Below are 18,940 nucleotides of genomic sequence, written 5' to 3'. Positions count from 1 at the left end.
GGGGGGGGGGCCCCCCCCCAAACCCCCCCCCCCCCCCCCCCCCCCCCGAGCGCAGGCTCAGCCGTCGCCGCCCGGACCGTCCCGGTGACCGTCGTCCAGCTCGTCGTCCTGGCTGTCGAGCTGGTCGTACTCCAGGAATCGCTCGTCGTCCGGGTCGCTTTCCAGCTCGGCCTCGGTGACGACACGCTCCTCGCTGGCGGCGATGCCAAGGTGGTAGGCGGCGAATCCCGGCAGGACCAACTGGTTGAGGGCCATGCCGATGATCCGGCCGTCTTCCGGCGCCTTGATGTCGGCCAACCGGTTGCTGACCGGATCGATCACCTGGCCGAGCACCTGCCCGGAGGAGACCCGGTCGCCGAGCTTGACGTCCGAGAACAGCATGCCGCCCTGATTGGCGCGGATCCACCGCGACTCGTAGAACACCGCCTGCGGCTCGGCCCAGCGCCGACGGCGCTCGACCATCCCCATCTTGTACATCAGGCTGTCGATCGCCCGCTCGCCGTGCTCGATCTCCTCCGGCTGCAGGTGCTTGGGCGCACCGATCTCGAAGGTCACCGCCGGGATGCCGCGCCGGGTGGTCGCGGTGCGCAGCATGCCCGACGCGCCGGGCGAATGCAGCACCGCGGTGGCGCCGAACCCCCGGGTGAACTCGACCACCGCCGGCAAGGTAAGGTCGCCGCGCACCTGCGGCAGGTTGGCGCGGTCGAAGGAACCGGTATGGAAGTCGACCAGAGCGTCGCAATGCTCGATCACCGCCTCGAAGAAGCTCGCCGCAATCCGCGAGGCCGAGCTGCCCCGCGCATTGCCGGGGAAGAAACGGTTGAGGTCGCGACGGTCCGGCAGGTAGCGGGAGCCGCGCGAGAAGCCCAGCAGGTTGACGATCGGCACGGCGATGATGGTGCCCGACAGCTGGGTCGGTTCGAGCTTGTAGGCGATACGCCGCACCACCTCGACCCCGTTCAGCTCGTCGCCGTGGGTTCCGGCGGTCAGGCACAGGCGTGGACCGGGTCGCTCGCCGTGCACCACGACCACCGGGGTCTCCATGACGCTGCCCGAGAACGACTGGCCGGTGGTCCAGCTCAGGCGCACGCGATGACCGGGATTGACCACGGCGCCCAGCATGCGCAGGGGCGATACGCCGTGGATGTTGGCGAGCGGATCCGGCGGCGGCGGGCCCACAGCCTCCGGCGGATCGACCGGCAGCAGCCCTTCCGCAGCCGTGTCGGACGGCTCCTCCGGATCGCCCTGCGGGTCGGCCCCGGCCGCCACCGGTTCCGCGCCCTGCCCTGCCAGGACCCGCCCGGCACCGGTCGCGCCCTGCCCCTCGGTGGTGCCGGCCACGGACTCAGGTCCGGCGCGGAGCCCGACCGGCTCGCCGGCGTCCTGGCCGGGTGCCGCGCGTGGCGGCAGCGACGGAAAGTCCTGAGCGTACGCATCGCCGGCCGCCAGGACGACGCCCAGGGCAAGGCTCGCGACCGCCAGACCGCGGCTGCTCTCGCGGACGGCGCTCACGCCTCGGTACAACGGGCGCACAGGCCGTGGATCTCCAGGGTCTGTGCCTGCGGCGTGAAGCCCAGCCGGCGTGCCTCGCGGGCCAGCAGGTCGGCGGCGCGGGAATCCTCGAGTTCGACCGTCTGCGCGCAACGGTCGCAGATCAGGAAGGGCGGCTGGTGGGCGGTCTCCGGCTCGTGGAGGTGATCGCAGCCGACGAAGGCGTTCATCGACTCGAGCTTGTGGATGAAGCCGTGTTCGAGCAGGAAGTCCAGCGCCCGGTACACGGTCGGCGGGGCGGCGCCGCCGCGTTCCAGCCGGATCAGGTCGAGCAGCTCGTAGGCCTTGACCGGACGACCCTGCGCGGCGATCAGCTCCATCACCCGGCGGCGCAGCGCGGTCAGTCGAAGTCCGCGCCGCTGGCAGGCATCCTCGATCCGGGCGATGCGCTCGGTGGTGTCGGCGGTGGCAGCGGCGGCGGTCACGTGCCGCCATCATAACGACAGCCCGCCGGCCGCCCAAGCGGGGGGCGGGCCTGCGGCGCGGCCCGGGTTCAGTCGGGGATGCTGGCCAGGGCGTCGTCGATGCGGGATAGCGCCCGCTCGCGGCCGGCCAGCCAGACCGTAAGGTCGATCGACGGTGAGGCGGCGCTGCCGGTCACCGCCACGCGAAGCGGCTGGGCGACCTTGCCCAGACCCACCCCGCAGGCGGCGGCAGCCTCGACCAGCGCCTGGTTGACCCGCTCCACCTGCCAGTCCGGCAGCGCCGCCAGGCGCTCGCGGGCCGCCTGCAGCGGGGCCCGCGCCGCGGCGACCAGGTGCTTGCCGGCCGATGCCGGGTCGTAACCGGCCAGCGGCCCGTACCACGGTCGTGCCTTCTCGGCCATCTCCACCAGGGTCTGCGCACGCTCGCGCAGCGCCGGGACGACGTCCACCGGAGCCGGCCCGTCGGCGGGGTCCAGGCCGAGGCGCTGCAAGTGGTCCGCCAGCAGAGGCGCGATCTGCGCCGGATCCGCCTTCATCAGGTACTGCTGGTTGATCCAGCGCAGCTTGTCGGGATCGAAACGCGCCGCGGCGACGTTGACGTCGGCGACATCGAAGGCGTCGACCATCTCCTGCCGGCTGAATATCTCCTGGTCGCCGTGCGACCAGCCCAACCGGACCAGGTAGTTGAGCAGGGCGTCCGGAAGGAAGCCGTCGTCGCGATAGGCCAGCACGCTGACCGCACCGTGCCGCTTGGACAGCTTCTGGCCGTCCGGCCCGAGGATCATCGGCAGGTGGGCGAAGGCCGGCAACGAGGCGCCCAACGCCTCGTACAGATTGATCTGGCGCGGCGTGTTGTTGACATGGTCGTCGCCGCGTATGACATCGGTGATCGCCATGTCGATGTCGTCGACGACCACCGCGAAGTTGTAGGTCGGATGGTTGTCCGAACGCCAGATGATCAGGTCGTCGAGTTCGTCGTTGCTCCACTCGATGCGGCCCTTGACGCGGTCGTGGAACACCACGCTGCCGCCGACCGGGTTCTTGAAGCGGATCACCCGGTTGGGATCTTCGCGGGGCGGCTCCGGACGGTCGCGCCAGTGGCCGTCGTAGCGCGGCTTGAGGCCCTGCTCCATCTGCCGGGCGCGCATCGCGTCGAGCTCCTCGCGGCTTTCGTAGGCGTAGTAGGCCTTGCCGGCGGCGACCAGGGCCTGGGCGACCTCGTGGTAGCGGGCCATGCGGTCGGTCTGGAACACCGGACCTTCGTCGTGCGCCAGGCCGAGCCAGGCCATGCCGTCGATGATCGCGCGCACCGCCTCGGGCGTCGAACGTTCGCGATCGGTGTCCTCGACGCGCAGCACGAAGCTGCCGCCGCGATGCCTTGCCTCCAGCCAGCAGTAAAGCGCGGTACGCGCGCCGCCGATGTGCAGGTAGCCGGTCGGGCTGGGAGCGAAACGGGTACGGACGGTCATGTCGTGGGGTCGTCTGGGTCGGATGCGGCCCGGACATGGCCGGCGCCGGGATGCCGGTTTCGCCGGCAGGCTACTTGACGATGCGCAGGTGCCCGCCGCGCGGCGGCCGGGCCGGATCCTCGGGCGCGCTGCCGCCGTCGTCGGAAACCAGGTCGGATCCGGCATCGCGCAACGGCAGCCCGGTCCCATCATCTGGATCGGGATCGGCTTCGGCCTCACCGGCATCGCGTCCGGCCGGCGGGAACATCATGCCCTGGCCGTTCTCCATGGCATACACCGCGAGCACCGCCTCGAGCGGCACCACCACCAGCATGGCGACTCCGGAGAACCGCGCCTGGAAGCTGATCACGTCATTGGCGAGATCGAGCCGGGTGACCGCACGTGGCGCGATGTTCAGCACCACCCGGCCTTCCTTGACGGACTGCGGCGGCACCCTGACGCCGGACACGCCGGCATCGACCAGCAGGTAGGGCGTCAGTCCGTTGTCGCAGATCCACTCGTGCAGGGCCCGGACCAGGTAGGGCCGGTTGTCGGTCATCTCCGCCACGGCCACGCTCAGGCCGAGGGAAGGTCGCGCAATTGCCGCTCGTCGGGCGTCAGGCTGCGGGCGAAACCGGGGTTGCGGAAGATGCGCTCGCCGTAGTCGTAGATCGCCTGCGCCTCGCGCGGCAGCTGCACGCCCAGCCAGGGCAGCCGCCAGACCAGCGGCGCGAGCAGGCAGTCGGCGATGCTCATTTCGGTGTTGAGGAAGAATTTTGCCGCCTTGAATACCGGCGCGCTGGCAGTCATCGCATCGCGCAGGTGCCGGCGCGCCTTGTCCGCCTGGGCCTTGGCGCCGGTCTGGATCTCCTCGATCAGCGGCAGCCACTCCCACTCGACGCGGCGCTCGGCCATGCGCAAGCGGGCGCGCGAGGAGGGATCGACCGGCATCAGCGGGGGATGGGGATAGCGCTCGTCGATGTAGTCGCAGACGACGTCGACGTCGTGCAGCACCAGGTCGCGGTCGACCAGGGTCGGCACAGACTGGTAGGGATTGAGGTCGATCAGGTCCTCGGGCGGCCTTGCCGGGTCTACCAGCACCAGGTCGTAGGTCACGCCCTTGGCCGCGAGCACCAGGCGCACCTGGTGGGAGCGCAGGCACAGCTTTCCCGAGTACAGCGTCAACATGTTGCGCGAACGAGCACTGATCGCCATCTCCGCCCCTCCTTGCTTCGTATTCCTGGCCTGACCCTGACCACCCTGGGACGGCTGCGGTCCGGGCCTGGACCGCGCCTGCCCGCCGGCCAACGCGGTCAATGCACGTCCTTCCAGTATTCGCGCTTGAGCAGCCAGGCGAGCAGGGTGAACAGCGCCAGGTACAGCAGCACCCAGACGCCCAGCGACTGCCGCTTCAGCGCCGCCGGCTCGCCGGCGTATTCAAGGAAGGTGACCAGGTCGCGCAGCGCCGCGTCGTACTGCGCGGGCGTCAACACACCGCCCCGGACCAGTTCGAGTTTCTCGATCACCGGTTCCGCCCGGGGGTCGTCGCTGGTGGCGAAGCGCGCCTCCTGGGTGCCCTGGAGCTCCCAGAGCACGTGCGGCATCGAGGCATCGGCCAGCAGCTTGTTGTTCCAGCCGGTCTGCGCGGTGGGGTCCGCATAGAAGGACCTCAGGAACGTGTACAGCCAGTCGACGCCCCGCGAGCGAGCGACCAGCGAGAGGTCGGGCGGCGCCTTGCCGAACATGGCGGTGCCCTGTTCCTTGGTCATCGCCACGCCGATGGTGTCCCCGAAGCGCGCATCCGGAAGAAACGCCAGATTGCCCATGACCTGTTCCTCGGTGAGGCCCAGGTCGGAAGCCAGGCGCGAATAGCGCAGGTACTGCAGGGAGTGGCAGCCGGCGCAATAGTTCATGTACAGCGCCGCGCCGCGCTGCATCATCGCGCGGTTGCCGAGCTGGGTGTTGGCGGGGTCGAGATCGAGCGCCGGCCCGGCGGCGAAAGACGCGCCGGAGACCAGCATCCCGGCCAGCAGCAGCCCGAGGCGTCGCATCGTGGAGGTGGCCTTAGTCATGCGTGGTCACTCGCTCCGGCACCGGCTTGGTCTTCTCGAAGCCGAAGTGCGTGTAGACGAACAGGAAGACGAAGAAGCCGAAGTACAGCACGGTCAGCAGGCGGCCGATCTGGGTCTCGACCGGGTCGGTGCCGGGACCGCCGCCGATCTTGCCGAGCCACACGAAGCTGAGCGCGAAGATGCCGAGCGCCAGCTTGTACAGGCCGCCGCGGTAGCGCCACGAGCGCACCGGGCTGCGGTCCAGCCAGGGCAGAAGGAACAGCACCGCGATCGCCGCGAACATCACGATCACGCCGAGCAGCTTGTCCGGCACCACCCGCAACATCGCGTAGTAGGGGGTGAAGTACCAGACCGGGACGATGTGCTCCGGAGTCACCAGCGGGTCGTAGGGGACGAAATTGTCCTTCTCCAGGAACATGCCGCCGAAGGTCGGCTCGAAGAAGATGATGAAGGCGGCGATCATCAGGAAAAAGCCGACGCCGACCAGGTCCTTGACCGTGTAGTAGGGGTGGAAGGGGATGCCGTCGGTCGGGGCATCCGCCGACCAGCGGTTGCCCTTCGGACCCTTCTTGATCTCCACGCCGTCGGGATTGTTCGAGCCGACCGTGTGCAGGGCGCCCAGATGCAGCACCACCAGCAGCAGCAGGACCAGCGGCAGGGCGATCACGTGCAGCGCGAAGAAGCGGTTCAGCGTGGCGTCGGAGATCAGGTAGTCGCCGCGGATGAACTCGACCAGCGCTTCGCCGATGCCGGGGATCGCGCCGAACAGGGAGATGATCACCTGCGCGCCCCAGCCGGACATCTGGCCCCAGGGCAGGACGTAGCCCAGGAAGGCTTCGGCCATCAGCGCCAGGTAGATGAACATGCCGATCACCCAAAGCAGCTCGCGCGGCTTCTTGTACGAGCCGTACATCAGGCCGCGGAACATGTGCAGGTAGACGACCACGAAGAACAGCGAGGCGCCGGTCGAGTGCAGGTAGCGGATCAGCCAGCCCCAGTCGACGTCGCGCATGATGTACTCGACGCTGCCGAAAGCCTCCGCCGCGCTCGGCTTGAAGTGCATGGTGAGGAAGATGCCGGTGACGATCTGGTTGACCAGCACCAGCAGCGCCAGCGAGCCGAAGTAGTACCAGACGTTGAAGTTCTTGGGTGCGTAGTACTCGCTGGTGTGGGCGCGCGTGAAGCTGAAGATCGGCAGACGCTGCTCGATCCAGCCGACCAGGCCCTTGGCCTGGGGGGTGTCGGGGTTGGGACTGGCGGCCATCACGCGGCTCCCTCGGGATCGACACCGACTTCGATCAGGGTGTCGGAGATGAAGCGGTGCGGCGGCACCGGCAGATTGGTCGGCGCCGGCACGCCGGAGTACACGCGGCCGGCCAGGTCGAAGCGCGACTTGTGGCAGGGGCAGAAGAACCCGCCCTTCCAGTCGGCATCGAACGGCTGCGGGGTGAGCTCGGGCACGAAGGTCGGCGAGCAGCCCAGGTGCGTGCAGATGCCCACGTAGACGGCGATTTCCGGGCGGATCGCCCGATGCGGATTGGCGGCGTAGACGGGCTGCTGGTCGGTGTTGCGCGACTGCGGGTCGCGCAGGTTGCCGTCCAGCGTGGGCAGCGCCTGCAGCATTTCCGGCGAGCGCCGGAACACCCAGACCGGCAGGCCGCGCCAGCTCATGATGATCAGCTGGCCCTGCTCGAGCTTGCTGATGTCGATCTGCACCGGCGCACCGGCGGCCTGCGCGCGCGCGCTGGGCTGCCAGGACTTGAGGAACGGTGCCGCCAGGAAGGCTGCGCCGACGCCGCCGACCACCGTGGTGGTCGCGGTCAGGAACCGGCGCCGGCCCTGATTCACGCTGTGCTCCGCCATTGTCACTCCAAGAGGAAGCCACGGGTCCCCGTCCGTACGTCCGGCGGGGGCTCCCCAAAACCGTGCTAGTGTAACGAAAGCCTTCGCGGGGAGACAGGGTTCCGGGCCATCATGGCCCCGTCGGCCGCCACATGCGCGCCCCCGACCCCTGCCCCGACCAGCGTCACGATCTCCGACTACGATGCTGCGCAAATTTCTGTTTTTCATGCAGTTTGTGGTTGCCGGACTGGCCGCCGCGTTCGTCCTCACACAGCTGTTTCCAGCGCGCGACGCCCCCCCCGGCGCGGTGCCCGGAACGGCCCTGCCGGCCGGCCCCGGGCCGGCAAGCTATGCCGCCGCGGTGCGTGCCGCCGGCCCGGCGGTGGTCAACATCTATGCAAACAGCATCGTCACCGAGCGCCCCCTGGTGGTCCCGGAAAACATGCGTCACCTGTTTCCCGGGGCCTTCGGGCTCGGCGCGCCCCGGCAGCGCCTCAACCAGAGTCTCGGCTCGGGCGTGATCGTCGATGCCGACGGCCACATCCTCACCACCCATCACGTGGTCGCCGATGCCAGCGACATCCAGGTCGCCCTGGCCGACGGCCGGGTCACCCGCGCCCGGGTGATCGGCATCGACCGCGACACCGACCTCGCCGTGCTGCGAATCGAGGGCAGTCAGCTCCCCGCTGCGCGTTTCGCCGCCGACGACGCCCTGCAGGTGGGCGACGTGGTTCTGGCGATCGGCAACCCGTTCGGAATCGGCCAGCGCGTCACCATGGGCATCGTCAGCGCGACCGGCAATACCCGCCTCAACCTGCTCACCTACGACGACTTCATACAGACCGATGCCGCCATCAACGACGGCAACTCCGGCGGTGCCCTGGTCAACGCCGATGGCGAACTGGTCGGCATCAACACCGCCGTGTTCCGTTTCGGCGAGGGCATCGGCTTCGCCATCCCGGCCGGTGCGGCGCGCCGGGTACTGGAACAGATCCTGGCGCAGGGCCATGTCACACGCGGCTGGCTGGGCCTGGATTACCGGGACGTGCCGGTCAATGGCGACGGCGCCCAGAGCGATGCGCCGCGCGGGGCACAGGTGACCGCCGTCTACCGGGACCTTCCCGGCGCCCGCGCCGGCTTGCAGCCGGGCGACCTGCTGCTGGTCGTCGAGGGCCATACGGTCTCCGGCGGCAACGAGCTGCGCCAGATCGAGGCAGCTTTCGCGCCCGGGCAGACCGTGGTGGTGGAGGGCCGGCGCGCGGGCCTGCCGTTCCAGACACGCGTCGAGGTCGTGCAGCGGCCGTTGCGGGGCCCATAGCCCGGACATTTCATGCGGACGCGCAGCGAGGTCGTCGAGATCGCGCTGTGGTGCGGGCAGCGGACCGTTTGACGGCGAAGGCGTGGCCGACTACACGTCGAGCTGGCCAGCGGGAGCAGACCGCGCCACGGCGCGACGATCGGAGGCCGCAGTAGCGGTCTCACGAAATATCCAGGTTGCAGCCCGATCGCCGAAATCCGGACCGCCCAGGCCACTGGGGCTCGTCAGGAGCGCTACAATCCGGCCTCCTCTTGCCACCCCGGGGCCGCGTTGGACAGCAGCGACATGCGTCGAGCAGACGCCGCCCGCGGGGACCCGATGGCCTGACGGCCGACGGCCTCCCGGCGACGTTTCCGAGCCGACCCGCCTGGACGAACTGCGTCGTCCGGGCCGCATGAACGCGAGCCCGCCCGCCCCGGCCCATTGATTCCCTGCCCGGTCCGCCCATGCGGGTCGTGACCCCGGAGGCCGCGCCATGGAAGACATCCGCGACAAGGTCCAGCATCTCCAGGCCCTGATCGACCGGGGCGAATACGAGCCGCTGCGCGCCTGGTTCGAGACCCAGCGGGTCCAGGACATCGCCCTGCTGATGAGCGAACTGGACGGCGACGCGCCGTTCGACACGCTGTTCGGCCTGCTCGACCCGGACCGCCAGGTCCGCACCTTCGCCTACATCGACCTGGCGCTGCAGCCGCAGATCCTGGGCAGCCTGTCGGCCGAACGCCGGCGCGCCATCGTGGGTGAACTGGACAGCGACGACCGCGCCGCCCTGATCGACGAGCTGGAGGCGCCCCAGGCCGAACAGCTGATCGCCGAACTGCCGGCCGAGGAGCGCGAGGATACGCGCGAGATGCTGGCCTACGACGAGTCCAGCGTCGGCCGCCTGATGAACACCGACTTCGTGTCGGTGCGCCCGTACTGGACGATCGCCGACGCCCTCGCCCACATCCGCGCCGCCAACGAGAACGGCGAATCGGTCAACCGCGTCTACGTGACCCAGCCGGAAGGCAAGCTGCTGGATGCCCTGCCCCTGCGCGCCTTCATCCTGGCGCCGCTGGAACAGCCGGTGCGCACCCTGATGAAGCGCGAGGCGGTCTCGGTTCGCCCCGACGCCGACCGCGAGGAGGCGGTCCGGCTCATCCAGCGCTACGACCTGGAGGCGCTGCCGGTGGTGGACGCCGACGGCGTGCTGCTCGGCACGGTGACCGTCGACGACGTCATGGACGTGGCCGAGGAAGAGACCACCGAGGACTTCCACAAGCTGGCCTCGGTGGGCTCGGTGGACGTCAGCGTGCGCGACGCCAGCGTCTGGTACCTGTTCCGCAAGCGCTCGCCCTGGCTGGTGTTGCTGGTGTTCGCCAACATTTTCAGCGGTGCGGCGCTTGCGCACTTCGAGGAGACCATATCCCAGGCGATCGTCCTGCTGTTCTTCCTGCCGCTGCTGATCGGTTCGGCCGGCAACGCCGGCTCGCAGTCCTCGACCCTGATGGTGCGCGCCCTGGCGACGGGCGACGTCTCGGTCCGCGACTGGTTCAGCCTGCTGCTGAAGGAGTTCGGCGTCGCCCTTGCCCTCGGCCTCGCGCTGGCGTTCGCCGTGGCCGGCCTCGGCATCTGGCGCGGCGGCCTGGCGATCGGCATCACCGTGGCACTGACCATGGTGGTGGCGGTGATGGCCGGCAGCCTGATCGGCATGAGCCTGCCGTTCGCGTTCTCGCGGTTGAAGCTCGACCCGGCCACCGCGAGTACGCCGCTGATCACCTGCATCGCCGACATCAGCGGCATCGTCATCTATTTCGGCATCGCCAGCGTGGTCCTGGACCTCCAGGGCTGAGCACACACGTGTCCGGAAAAACCTGACGCCAAAGCGCACAACTTTCAGCAACCCCGAGCGGAAAAACCGTGATCCGTATCACGGTTTGCGCCTTCGCGAAAATTTTTCGCCAATTTCACGTGGACTTCGCATTTCCCGCTGGTTGCGGGCGTATGTTTTGTTCACGGCGCAACTTTCACCTCGCGTCGTTTCGTCGCACTTCTTACATGGCTGCTTCAGCCGCCCGCCGGAGGGAAACAGGGAACGTCATCTATCCATCAGGGAGTCCAGCATGAACATCCCGCATCGTCCGCGTGCACGACTTGCACTTTTCGTTTCGTCGCTGGCGCTTGCCGCCGGCCAGGCCATGGCGCAGGGCCCTGTCGCCATTCCCAACGCCGATTTCTCCGACCCCGGCAATGCCGGCAGCGTCGGGGGACTGCTCGGGGCCGACATCGTCAACCAGCCGATCGGCGCGGGACCCTGGCTGGGCAGCTCCTTCGGTGTCGCCGGGCTGCTGGCGCGCCCCGTCCTGACCGTCGATCCCGCTCAGCAGAACGCAAGCATTTCCGGCCTGCTGGGCATCAACATCGCCGGAATCCTGAACAACAGGGGCTGGTTCTCGCAAACCCTGGGCGAGTCCTGGCAGTTCGGCCGCTTCTACATCCTGTCCGCCGACATCACCACCGGGTCCCCGCTCAACCTGGGCCTGCTGTCCGGTTCGAACACGGGCATCGCCCTGACCGCGGCCGGCACCCCGATCGCCTCGAGCACGACCGCGCCGCCCCAGCTCGCCGAGCTGACCCTGCTGGGCGCGAACGAGTACCGGCTGCGTTTCGGCTACCTGGCCGACATCGCCGCGTCCGGCTTCATCGGCGTGCGGCTGTTCAGCGAGCCCCAGGGCGTGCTCGGGGCCAACCTGATCCCCAGCATCTCGTTCACCGGCGCCGTGGAGCTGGAAGGGCGCGACATCGGCCCGCCCGCGGAAATCGTGATCGACACCTTCAGCGGCGACCTGCAGGCCCAGGTCGGGCAGCCCATCGGCAATCCGATCATCGCCATCGTCAGGGACGGCGACGGCGATGGCGTGCCGGGCCTGATGGTGAGGATCTCCGCACCGCTGACCGGGGCCAGCGCCGACCTGACCGCCCCGTCCAGCAGCGACCCGCCCGGCCGCGTCATCACCGCCCGGTCCGACCTCGACGGCCTGGTGGTGTTCTTCGCCACAGCCAACGATATCGCCGGCTGTTACAGGATCACGGTGGAACCGGTGGACGCCAGCCTTGGGCTGACCCCGGCGGTCTTCCACATGCGCAACTGGTCGACCGATCCCGCGCAGGATTCGATCTACTGCAACGGTTACCAGTAGCCGAGGTTGCCGGCAGTAGGAATGTCGCGAGCAACCCGGGCGCGGCCTCCGTCCGGCAGCCCGCCCCGGGGCCGCCGGACGCGGGGCCGCGCGGATGCCGCCGCCTGCGCGGATCGCGGAGTTGCCCGGTGGCCGATGCCGCCGGCACGTGCCACACCATCGCTCCGGTCACCTGTGCTGGTGCGGCTCGCCGACCGGATGCCACGGGGGCGGATCGACCGGGCCAGGAACCAGGACCTGGGGTCCCTCCTCGACTGGCCTGAAGTCGACCGGGAAGACCAGATGTCCGCCCATCGGCTGGCCATCGATCCTGGCCGGGCTGAATCGCCACCGGGCGACCGCACGGACGGCAGACGCTTCGAAGGCGCGACGGACGCGTGCCGCATCCGAATCGGAGAGGGCGCCCGAAGTCAGGCTGGTCTGACAGGGATGGATGCGCTCGGCGATCCCTTGGGCATCCACCAGCACATGCAGCATCACCCGTGCGCCAACGCCAAAGCGCATGGCCTCCGATGGAAACCTCGGCGGCCGCGGTCGCTGGTGCGGGAGCCGGGGCGGTTCGGCGCGGCCCGACAACGCATCCTGGCCGGCACCGCCCGGCTTGTCGGGGCGCACCGCTGGCGCAGGAACCGTGTCATTCACGCCACCGGGCCCCACGGTATCCGGCTGGACAGCAGCCGACGCCTGTGCCCGCGTCCCGCCGGCAACGGCAGCGGGACCGGCGGCCGCAGGAAGCGGGGGCCGGCTGGCGCGCACCCGTGCAACCCCTTCGTCGCTCCTCCAGTGGCGGTTCGATCCCGCAGCCGGGTCGGCGATCGCCAGGGCGCAAACCACCAGCAGGGCTGTTCCCGGACAGCCGGACGAGTGCCGCCCGCGTCCCACCGGCAACCGATCAGGGACTGGCGCCGACACCGACCGGTGCCGCACTGCTGGTCGCCGCGATGGCCGCGCGGTAGCGCTCGTGCAGGATGCCGACGCGTTCGACGTAGACCTGGGTCTCGGCGAACGGCGGAATGCCGCCATGGCGGTCGACGGCGCCCTCCCCGGCGTTGTACCCCGCGGTCGCCAGCCGGATGTCGCCATCGAAGCGGCGCAACAGCCAGGCCAGGTATTCGACGCCCCCGGCGATGTTCTGTCCGGGGTCGTAGACGTCGCCGACGCCGAAGCGGGCGGCGGTGGCCGGCATCAGCTGCATCAGCCCCTGCGCGCCGGCATGGGACAGGGCGTTGGAACGGAACGCCGACTCGGCATGGATGACCGCACGCACCAGGGCCTCGTCGACGCCGTGCAGGGCGGCCGAGCGGGCGATCTCCTGGCCGTACTCGGTGAGGCGCAGGGCCACCGAATGCCAGTCGACCGAGGAGGTCACCTGGCAGGCGATGCAGGCCTCGATCGCGTAGGTGAACACGACCTCCGCGCCGGAGGCCGGACGGACGTTGGTGTAATGCACCACGCCGTCGCGGCGGAAACGGTAGACCGCCCCCTGCTGCCGACTGGCGCGGCGTCCGGGGCTGGCGCTGATGGTGGCGCCGGCGGCCTCCGGCGGCGGCGTGGGAGCCGGGGCCAAGGCCTGTACGCGGGCGGCACCGGTGGCCGGGGCGGCGCGCGTCGCCGGATAGCGTCCGACTTCCGTGCAACCGCTGTACCCGGCACGGGTATTGGTGAAGGCGAGATGGCCGTTGCCGTCCTGGCAACGCCACAGGACATTCTCGCCCGCCACCGCCTGCGCCCCCAGGCCCAGCAGGGCGAGACTTGCAAGCAGCAGCGGTGGGGCGGGCAGCGGGCGCATCGTCCCCTCTTCGAGCGCGCGGCGGGTGCTTAGTTTCCGGCAAAAGCTTTCGCGCGTAAACTGGCGGCCCCGTTCAGGTTTTCGGCCCCGGCAAAGCGGACGCCGGTCACATCGCGCGGGCCCTGCCCCGGTCCCGGCCGACCCGCCCAACTCCAGCGAATTCCGTTCCATGGCAAAGCTTTACGTCAAGACCCACGGCTGCCAGATGAACGAGTACGACTCCGCGAAGATGGCGGACGTGCTCGCCGCCTCGCACGGCCTGGACCTCACCCAGGACGAGACCGAGGCCGACGTCGTGCTGATCAACACCTGCTCGATCCGCGAAAAGGCCCAGGAAAAGGTGTTCTCGCAGCTCGGCCGCTGGCGCCTGCTCAAGCAGGCCCGGCCGGACCTGATCATCGGCGTCGGCGGCTGCGTGGCCAGCCAGGAGGGCGAGGCGCTGCTGGCGCGCGCGCCCTTCGTCGACCTGGTGTTCGGGCCGCAGACCCTGCACCGGCTGCCGGAGATGATCGAGGCCCGACGCGGCAGCGGCCGTTCCCAGGTCGACATCTCCTTCCCCGAGATCGAGAAGTTCGACCGCCTGCCGCAGGCGCGCGCCGAAGGCCCGACCGCCTTCGTCTCGGTGATGGAAGGCTGCTCCAAGTACTGCACCTTCTGCGTGGTGCCCTATACCCGCGGCGAGGAAGTCAGCCGGCCGTTCGACGACGTGATCGCCGAGGTTCGCGGCCTGGCGGCGCAGGGCGTGCGCGAAGTCACCCTGCTGGGCCAGAACGTCAATGCCTACGCCGGCCCGATGGCCGATGGCGAGGCGGCCGATCTTGCCCTGCTGATCCGGGCGGTGGCCAAGGTGCCGGGCATCGGCCGGGTGCGCTTCACCACTTCGCACCCGGTCGAGTTCACCGACCGCCTGGTGCAGGCCTACGCGGAGGTCCCGGAGCTGGCCGGCTACCTGCACCTGCCGGTGCAGTCCGGCTCCGACCGCATCCTGGCGGCCATGAAGCGCGGCCACACCACCCTGGAATACAAGGCGAAGATCCGCCGCCTGCGCGAGGCGCGGCCGGGGATCTCGATCAGCACCGACTTCATCGTCGGCTTCCCGGGCGAGACCGAACGCGACTTCGAGGCGACCATGAAGCTGATCGAGGACGTCGGCTTCGACCAGAGCTTCTCCTTCGTCTATTCCCGGCGGCCGGGCACCCCGGCCGCCAACCTGCCCGACGATGTCGACCCCGGCACCAAGTCGGCGCGCCTGGCGCGCCTGCAGGCCGCGATCAACGACAACGCCGCGCGCATCGCCCAGGCCATGGTCGGCACCGTGCAGACGGTGCTGGTCGAGGGGCCCAGCCGCAAGGATGCCAACGAGCTGACCGGGCGCACCGAGAACATGCGCTTCGTCAACTTCGCCGGCCCGGCGCGCCTGGTCGGGCAGTTCGTGCAGGTGGAGATCACCGACACCCGCAGCAACTCGCTGCGTGGCCGGGTGGTCACCGATGGCGCGCGCGCCGCATGAGCGCCACCCTGGAGACACGGCAGTTCGCGCTGGAGCCGGACGACGGCGAGCGCCTGGCCAACCTGTGCGGCCCGTTCGATGCCCACCTGCGCCAGGTCGAGCTGCGCCTGGGCGTGGAGATCAACAACCGCGGCAACCTGTTCCAGGTGATCGGCGAGGCCGGCAGCGCGCGCGCCGCCGAACGGCTGCTGCGCGAGATCTACCGGGACACCGCCGGACAACCGCTGACCCCGGCCCGTCTGAACGTGCAACTCCAGGACGCCGGTATCGAAACGCTCGCCCAGGCCGCCGTGCAGGACTTGCCGGAGGTGGTGATCAAGGTGAAGCGCGGCGTGGTCAAGGGCCGCGGACCCAACCAGCAGCGCTACCTGCACGCGATCGCCCGGCATGACGTCAACTTCGGGATCGGCCCGGCCGGCACCGGCAAGACCTATCTGGCGGTGGCCAGTGCCGTCGAGGCGCTGGAGAGCAACCGCGTGCAGCGATTGGTTCTGACCCGCCCCGCCGTTGAGGCCGGCGAGCGCCTGGGCTTCCTGCCCGGCGACCTCAGCCAGAAGATCGACCCCTACCTGCGGCCGCTGTTCGATGCGTTGTACGAGATGCTCGGCTTCGAGCGGGTCGCCAAGCTGATCGAGCGCAGCGTCATCGAGATCGCGCCGCTGGCCTTCATGCGTGGGCGCACGCTCAACGACGCCTTCGTGATCCTCGACGAGGCGCAGAACACGACGGTGGAGCAGATGAAGATGTTCCTGACCCGGATCGGCTTCGGCTCGATCGCGGTGGTCACCGGCGACGTCACCCAGGTCGACCTGCCGCGCCAGCAGACCTCGGGGCTGCGCCAGGCGATCGAGATCCTCAAGGCGGTGGACGGCATCTCGTTCACCTTCTTCACCAGCAAGGACGTCGTGCGCCACCCGCTGGTGCGCAAGATCGTCACCGCCTACGAAGCCCACGAAGCCGGCCAGCGCGCCGTGGCCGGCGCGTGAACGCCGGCCGCCGCGTCGTCGCCGTGCCGGTGGTCCACGTCGGCTACGCCCTGCCCCGCGCCGGCCTTCCGGCAGCCGCCTCCTACCGGCGCTGGGTCGCGGCGGCCCTGGCCGGCGCCGGCCATCGCCGCAAGGCCGAGCTGGCGATACGCCTGGTGGATGCCGACGAAGGCCGTGCGCTGAACCGCCAGTACCGCGGCAAGGACCGGGCCACCAACGTGCTGTCGTTCCCCGCCGAGTTGCCGCCCGGGATACCGGTGCCGCTGCTCGGCGACATCGTGCTGTGCGCCCCGGTGATCGCCGCCGAGGCTGCTGCGCAAGGCAAGCCGCCGCGCGACCACCATGCCCATCTGACCGTGCACGGCGTGCTGCATCTGCTCGGCCACGACCATGACGACGCAGCGGCCGCGACGGCCATGGAGGCACTGGAGACCCGCATCCTCGCTGGCCTGGGCCTCCCCGATCCCTACCGGTCCCGCTGACCGCCGGCCCCGCCCCGCCCTGGCACCCAGCTCCAGCGCTACCGTTCCCAGGCACCACCCCAGCCAAGCCCTGGCTCTCGCCCCGGTCCCCGGTCCCCGGTCCCCGGTCCCCTGTCCCCGCTCCCGAGCCCCGCCCCCCAAAGCCAAGCCATTGATCGACAAGGCCTCAACGCCCCGACCCGGGAATCGGCTAGACTTCGCCATCCCGCTCCCCCGTGGGCGCGATCCACCGCTACATGAACGGCGAACCTCCCAGTAGTCCGCAGCCAAGCTCACGCACCTGGCTGGAACGACTCGGCCACCTGCTCGGTGGCGAACTGCAATCCCGCGAGGAGTTGCTCGAAGAACTCCGCGCCGCCCGCGCCAACGGTCTGCTCGAGGCCGACACCCTGGCGATGATCGAAGGCGCCCTGCGCGTCACCGACCTGCGCGTCGCCGATGTCATGGTGCCGCGTGCCCAGGTGGTTTCGATCGCCCTCGACGCCGATTTCAACAGCATCGTCGACACCGTCATCGAGAGCGGCCACTCGCGCTTCCCGGTGCACGGCGAGGACCGCGACGAGATCGTCGGCATCCTCCTCGCCAAGGACCTGCTCAAGGCGGTGCGCGCCGGCATCACCGAGTTCGCGCTCGGGCCGCTGCTGCGGCCGGCCGTGCTGATCCCCGAAGGCAAGCGCCTGAACCTGCTGCTTGGCGAGTTCAAGTCCACACGCAGCCACATGGCGATCGTCGTCGACGAGTACGGCGGCGTCGCCGGCCTGGTCACCATCGAGGACGTGCTGGAGGAGATCGTCGGCGAGATCGACGACGAGCACGACGCCGACGATGCCGCCGAGGAACTGATCCGCGCCAATGGCGACGGCTTCCACGTCAGCGCCCTGACCCCGATCGCCGAGTTCAATGTCCGTTTCGGCGCCAGCCTTTCCGACGAGGACTTCGACACCCTGGGCGGCCTGGTCACCGCCAGCGCCGGCCAGGTCCCGGCGGTTGGCGACAGCGTCGAGGTGCAGGGCTTCCGCTTCCAGGTGCTGGAGGCGGACGACCGCCGCGTCCACCTGCTGCATCTGGACACGCCGGCCTGATGCGGCGCCTGTTGTGCGGCCTCGCCGCCTTGCTGACGGCGGCCATGACCGCCCCTGCGCGGGCCACCCTGCCCGCGCCGCCGCCGGCCCCGGCCATCGAACTGGCGACCATGGCGCCAGGCGAGATCTACTGGCAGCGCTTCGGCCACAACGCCCTGCTGGTCGGCGGGCCGGACGGGGTGTCCTACAACTTCGGCTACTTCGATTTCGATCAGCCCGGCTTCCTGCGCCGCTTCGCCCTGGGCCGGATGCTCTACCAGGCCCTGGCACTGCCGGCGCCGCTCGACCTTCGCGGCTACCGCGAGGAGGACCGGTCGGTGGTGCTGCAGTCGCTGGCGCTGGACCCGGTGCAGTCCGCACGGCTGCGCGCCGAGCTGGCCGAGGCGGTGCGCCCGGAGAACCGCGACTACCTGTACGAGTACTTCCGTGCCAACTGCTCGACCCGCATCCGCGACGCCATCGACCGTGCCGTCGACGGCGAGCTGCGCCGGCAGACCGCCGGTCGATCGCGCGGCTTCACCTACAGGATGCACGCCGTGCGGCTGGCCGAGGGCAGTCCCTGGCTGGCCACCGTGATCGACCTCGGCCTGGGTCCGGACGCCGACCGCCGCCTGAGTTTCTGGGAAGAGATGTTCATTCCCGAGATGCTGCGCCACTACCTGCCGGACATCGTGCTGCCCGATGGTCGCCCCCTGGTCGGCGGCGAACGGACATGGTTCGAAGGCGGCAGCGCACCACCGCCCCTGCTTCCTGCCGACCGGCGCCTGCCGTTCGCGACCGCCGGCGTGCTGCTGGCAATGCTGATCCTGACCGGCGGGCGACGCGCGGCCGCCGGGTCCAGGCGCTGGCGCCGTGGCCTGGCGCTGGGCGGCGGCATCTGGCACCTGCTGGCGGGACTCGCCGGCCTGGTCCTGCTGCTGCTGTGGACGGTGACCGACCACGTCGCCGCGCACGGCAATGAGAACCTGTTCCTGCTCAGCCCGCTGTCCCTGCTGCTGGCCTGGCCCTGGTGGCGACAGGCGGCCGCAGGACGCCGACCCGGCCTGCCGGCCCGCGCCCTGGCCTGGCTGGTCCTGGTCTCGGCCCTGCTCGGCCTGGCCGCCAAGGCCCTGCCCCAGGTGTTCGCGCAGGCCAACCTGCATTGGGCCCTGCTGCTGGTGCCGGTGCAGGTGGCCTGGTTCGTGGCCTGGCGGCGGCTCGCGGACGCACCGGTCCAGGCCGATGCGAGTGGCGGGCGCGCGATCGAGCGGTGAACA

Annotated in this window: 18 protein-coding genes; 8 read left to right on the top strand and 10 right to left on the bottom strand. The window is 70.0% G+C overall.

From position 1 onward, the window contains the following. Window positions 1–57 precede the first annotated feature (57 nt). The 8 genes from KF823_08815 to petA all read right to left on the bottom strand — a co-directional run bounded on the left by KF823_08815 (window position 58) and on the right by petA (window position 7,359). Window positions 58–1,512: a succinylglutamate desuccinylase/aspartoacylase family protein gene (locus KF823_08815; protein MBX3726007.1), complete on the bottom strand. Its 1,455-nt coding sequence runs from the start codon at window positions 1,510–1,512 to the stop codon at window positions 58–60. Continuing rightward, complete coding sequence (locus tag KF823_08810; GenBank protein ID MBX3726006.1) at window positions 1,509–1,871, bottom strand: transcriptional repressor; 363 nt, start codon at window positions 1,869–1,871, stop codon at window positions 1,509–1,511. Before KF823_08810 ends, KF823_08815 begins: the two co-directional genes overlap by 4 nt. Before the next feature lie 173 nt (window positions 1,872–2,044). Next, window positions 2,045–3,445 (bottom strand): glutamate--tRNA ligase, encoded by a 1,401-nt coding sequence (gltX, locus tag KF823_08805; protein ID MBX3726005.1) that lies wholly within the window; start codon window positions 3,443–3,445, stop codon window positions 2,045–2,047. A gap of 70 nt (window positions 3,446–3,515) precedes the next feature. Next, window positions 3,516–3,983 carry a ClpXP protease specificity-enhancing factor gene (locus tag KF823_08800; protein MBX3726004.1) on the bottom strand — a complete coding sequence of 156 codons (468 nt, stop codon included), beginning with the start codon at window positions 3,981–3,983 and terminating at the stop codon, window positions 3,516–3,518. Window positions 3,984–4,000: 17 nt separating this feature from the next. Further along, window positions 4,001–4,639, bottom strand: coding sequence for a glutathione S-transferase N-terminal domain-containing protein (locus tag KF823_08795; GenBank protein ID MBX3726003.1), 639 nt, complete (start codon window positions 4,637–4,639; stop codon window positions 4,001–4,003). A gap of 98 nt (window positions 4,640–4,737) precedes the next feature. Continuing rightward, window positions 4,738–5,496: a cytochrome c1 gene (locus KF823_08790; GenBank protein ID MBX3726002.1), complete on the bottom strand. Its 759-nt coding sequence runs from the start codon at window positions 5,494–5,496 to the stop codon at window positions 4,738–4,740. Next, window positions 5,489–6,760, bottom strand: coding sequence for a cytochrome bc complex cytochrome b subunit (locus KF823_08785; protein ID MBX3726001.1), 1,272 nt, complete (start codon window positions 6,758–6,760; stop codon window positions 5,489–5,491). The genes KF823_08790 and KF823_08785 overlap by 8 nt, the downstream gene beginning before the upstream one ends. Further along, window positions 6,760–7,359 carry a ubiquinol-cytochrome c reductase iron-sulfur subunit gene (gene petA / locus KF823_08780; GenBank protein ID MBX3726000.1) on the bottom strand — a complete coding sequence of 200 codons (600 nt, stop codon included), beginning with the start codon at window positions 7,357–7,359 and terminating at the stop codon, window positions 6,760–6,762. Before petA ends, KF823_08785 begins: the two co-directional genes overlap by 1 nt. A 181-nt stretch (window positions 7,360–7,540) precedes the next feature. On the opposite strand from petA, the gene KF823_08775 reads away from it, so the two are divergent. The 3 genes from KF823_08775 (at window position 7,541) to KF823_08765 (ending at window position 11,835) form a co-directional block, all read left to right on the top strand. Continuing rightward, window positions 7,541–8,656: a trypsin-like peptidase domain-containing protein gene (locus KF823_08775; GenBank protein MBX3725999.1), complete on the top strand. Its 1,116-nt coding sequence runs from the start codon at window positions 7,541–7,543 to the stop codon at window positions 8,654–8,656. 475 nt (window positions 8,657–9,131) lie between these two features. Further along, window positions 9,132–10,487: a magnesium transporter gene (mgtE, locus tag KF823_08770; protein MBX3725998.1), complete on the top strand. Its 1,356-nt coding sequence runs from the start codon at window positions 9,132–9,134 to the stop codon at window positions 10,485–10,487. 271 nt (window positions 10,488–10,758) lie between these two features. Further along, a complete protein-coding gene (locus KF823_08765) occupies window positions 10,759–11,835 on the top strand; it encodes a hypothetical protein (GenBank protein MBX3725997.1) in 1,077 nt (358 codons plus the stop codon). A gap of 168 nt (window positions 11,836–12,003) precedes the next feature. Here KF823_08765 and KF823_08760 read toward each other — a convergent pair whose 3' ends face one another. Next, window positions 12,004–12,339: a hypothetical protein gene (locus KF823_08760; protein MBX3725996.1), complete on the bottom strand. Its 336-nt coding sequence runs from the start codon at window positions 12,337–12,339 to the stop codon at window positions 12,004–12,006. A gap of 388 nt (window positions 12,340–12,727) precedes the next feature. Next, on the bottom strand, window positions 12,728–13,624 hold the full coding sequence (locus tag KF823_08755; protein ID MBX3725995.1) for a lytic transglycosylase domain-containing protein: 897 nt from the start codon (window positions 13,622–13,624) through the stop codon (window positions 12,728–12,730). Between the two features lie 169 nt (window positions 13,625–13,793). Here KF823_08755 and miaB point away from each other — a divergent pair, with 169 nt between their 5' ends. From miaB to KF823_08730, 5 genes are all read left to right on the top strand, one after another. After that, window positions 13,794–15,134 carry a tRNA (N6-isopentenyl adenosine(37)-C2)-methylthiotransferase MiaB gene (miaB, locus tag KF823_08750; GenBank protein MBX3725994.1) on the top strand — a complete coding sequence of 447 codons (1,341 nt, stop codon included), beginning with the start codon at window positions 13,794–13,796 and terminating at the stop codon, window positions 15,132–15,134. Continuing rightward, window positions 15,131–16,120 carry a PhoH family protein gene (locus KF823_08745; GenBank protein MBX3725993.1) on the top strand — a complete coding sequence of 330 codons (990 nt, stop codon included), beginning with the start codon at window positions 15,131–15,133 and terminating at the stop codon, window positions 16,118–16,120. The genes miaB and KF823_08745 overlap by 4 nt, the downstream gene beginning before the upstream one ends. 23 nt (window positions 16,121–16,143) lie before the next feature. Continuing rightward, on the top strand, window positions 16,144–16,602 hold the full coding sequence (gene ybeY, locus KF823_08740; protein ID MBX3725992.1) for an rRNA maturation RNase YbeY: 459 nt from the start codon (window positions 16,144–16,146) through the stop codon (window positions 16,600–16,602). Window positions 16,603–16,838: 236 nt separating this feature from the next. Continuing rightward, complete coding sequence (locus KF823_08735) at window positions 16,839–17,684, top strand: CBS domain-containing protein (protein MBX3725991.1); 846 nt, start codon at window positions 16,839–16,841, stop codon at window positions 17,682–17,684. A 44-nt stretch (window positions 17,685–17,728) separates the two neighbouring features. After that, window positions 17,729–18,937 carry a DUF4105 domain-containing protein gene (locus tag KF823_08730; protein MBX3725990.1) on the top strand — a complete coding sequence of 403 codons (1,209 nt, stop codon included), beginning with the start codon at window positions 17,729–17,731 and terminating at the stop codon, window positions 18,935–18,937. The last annotated feature ends 3 nt before the right edge of the window (window positions 18,938–18,940 follow it).

The sequence above is a fragment of the Lysobacterales bacterium genome, from assembly GCA_019634735.1.
Lineage (GTDB): Bacteria > Pseudomonadota > Gammaproteobacteria > Xanthomonadales > UBA2363 > Pseudofulvimonas.
The sequence above is the reverse complement of the archived record's forward strand: the minus strand, read 5'-3'. Positions and strand labels throughout refer to the sequence as shown.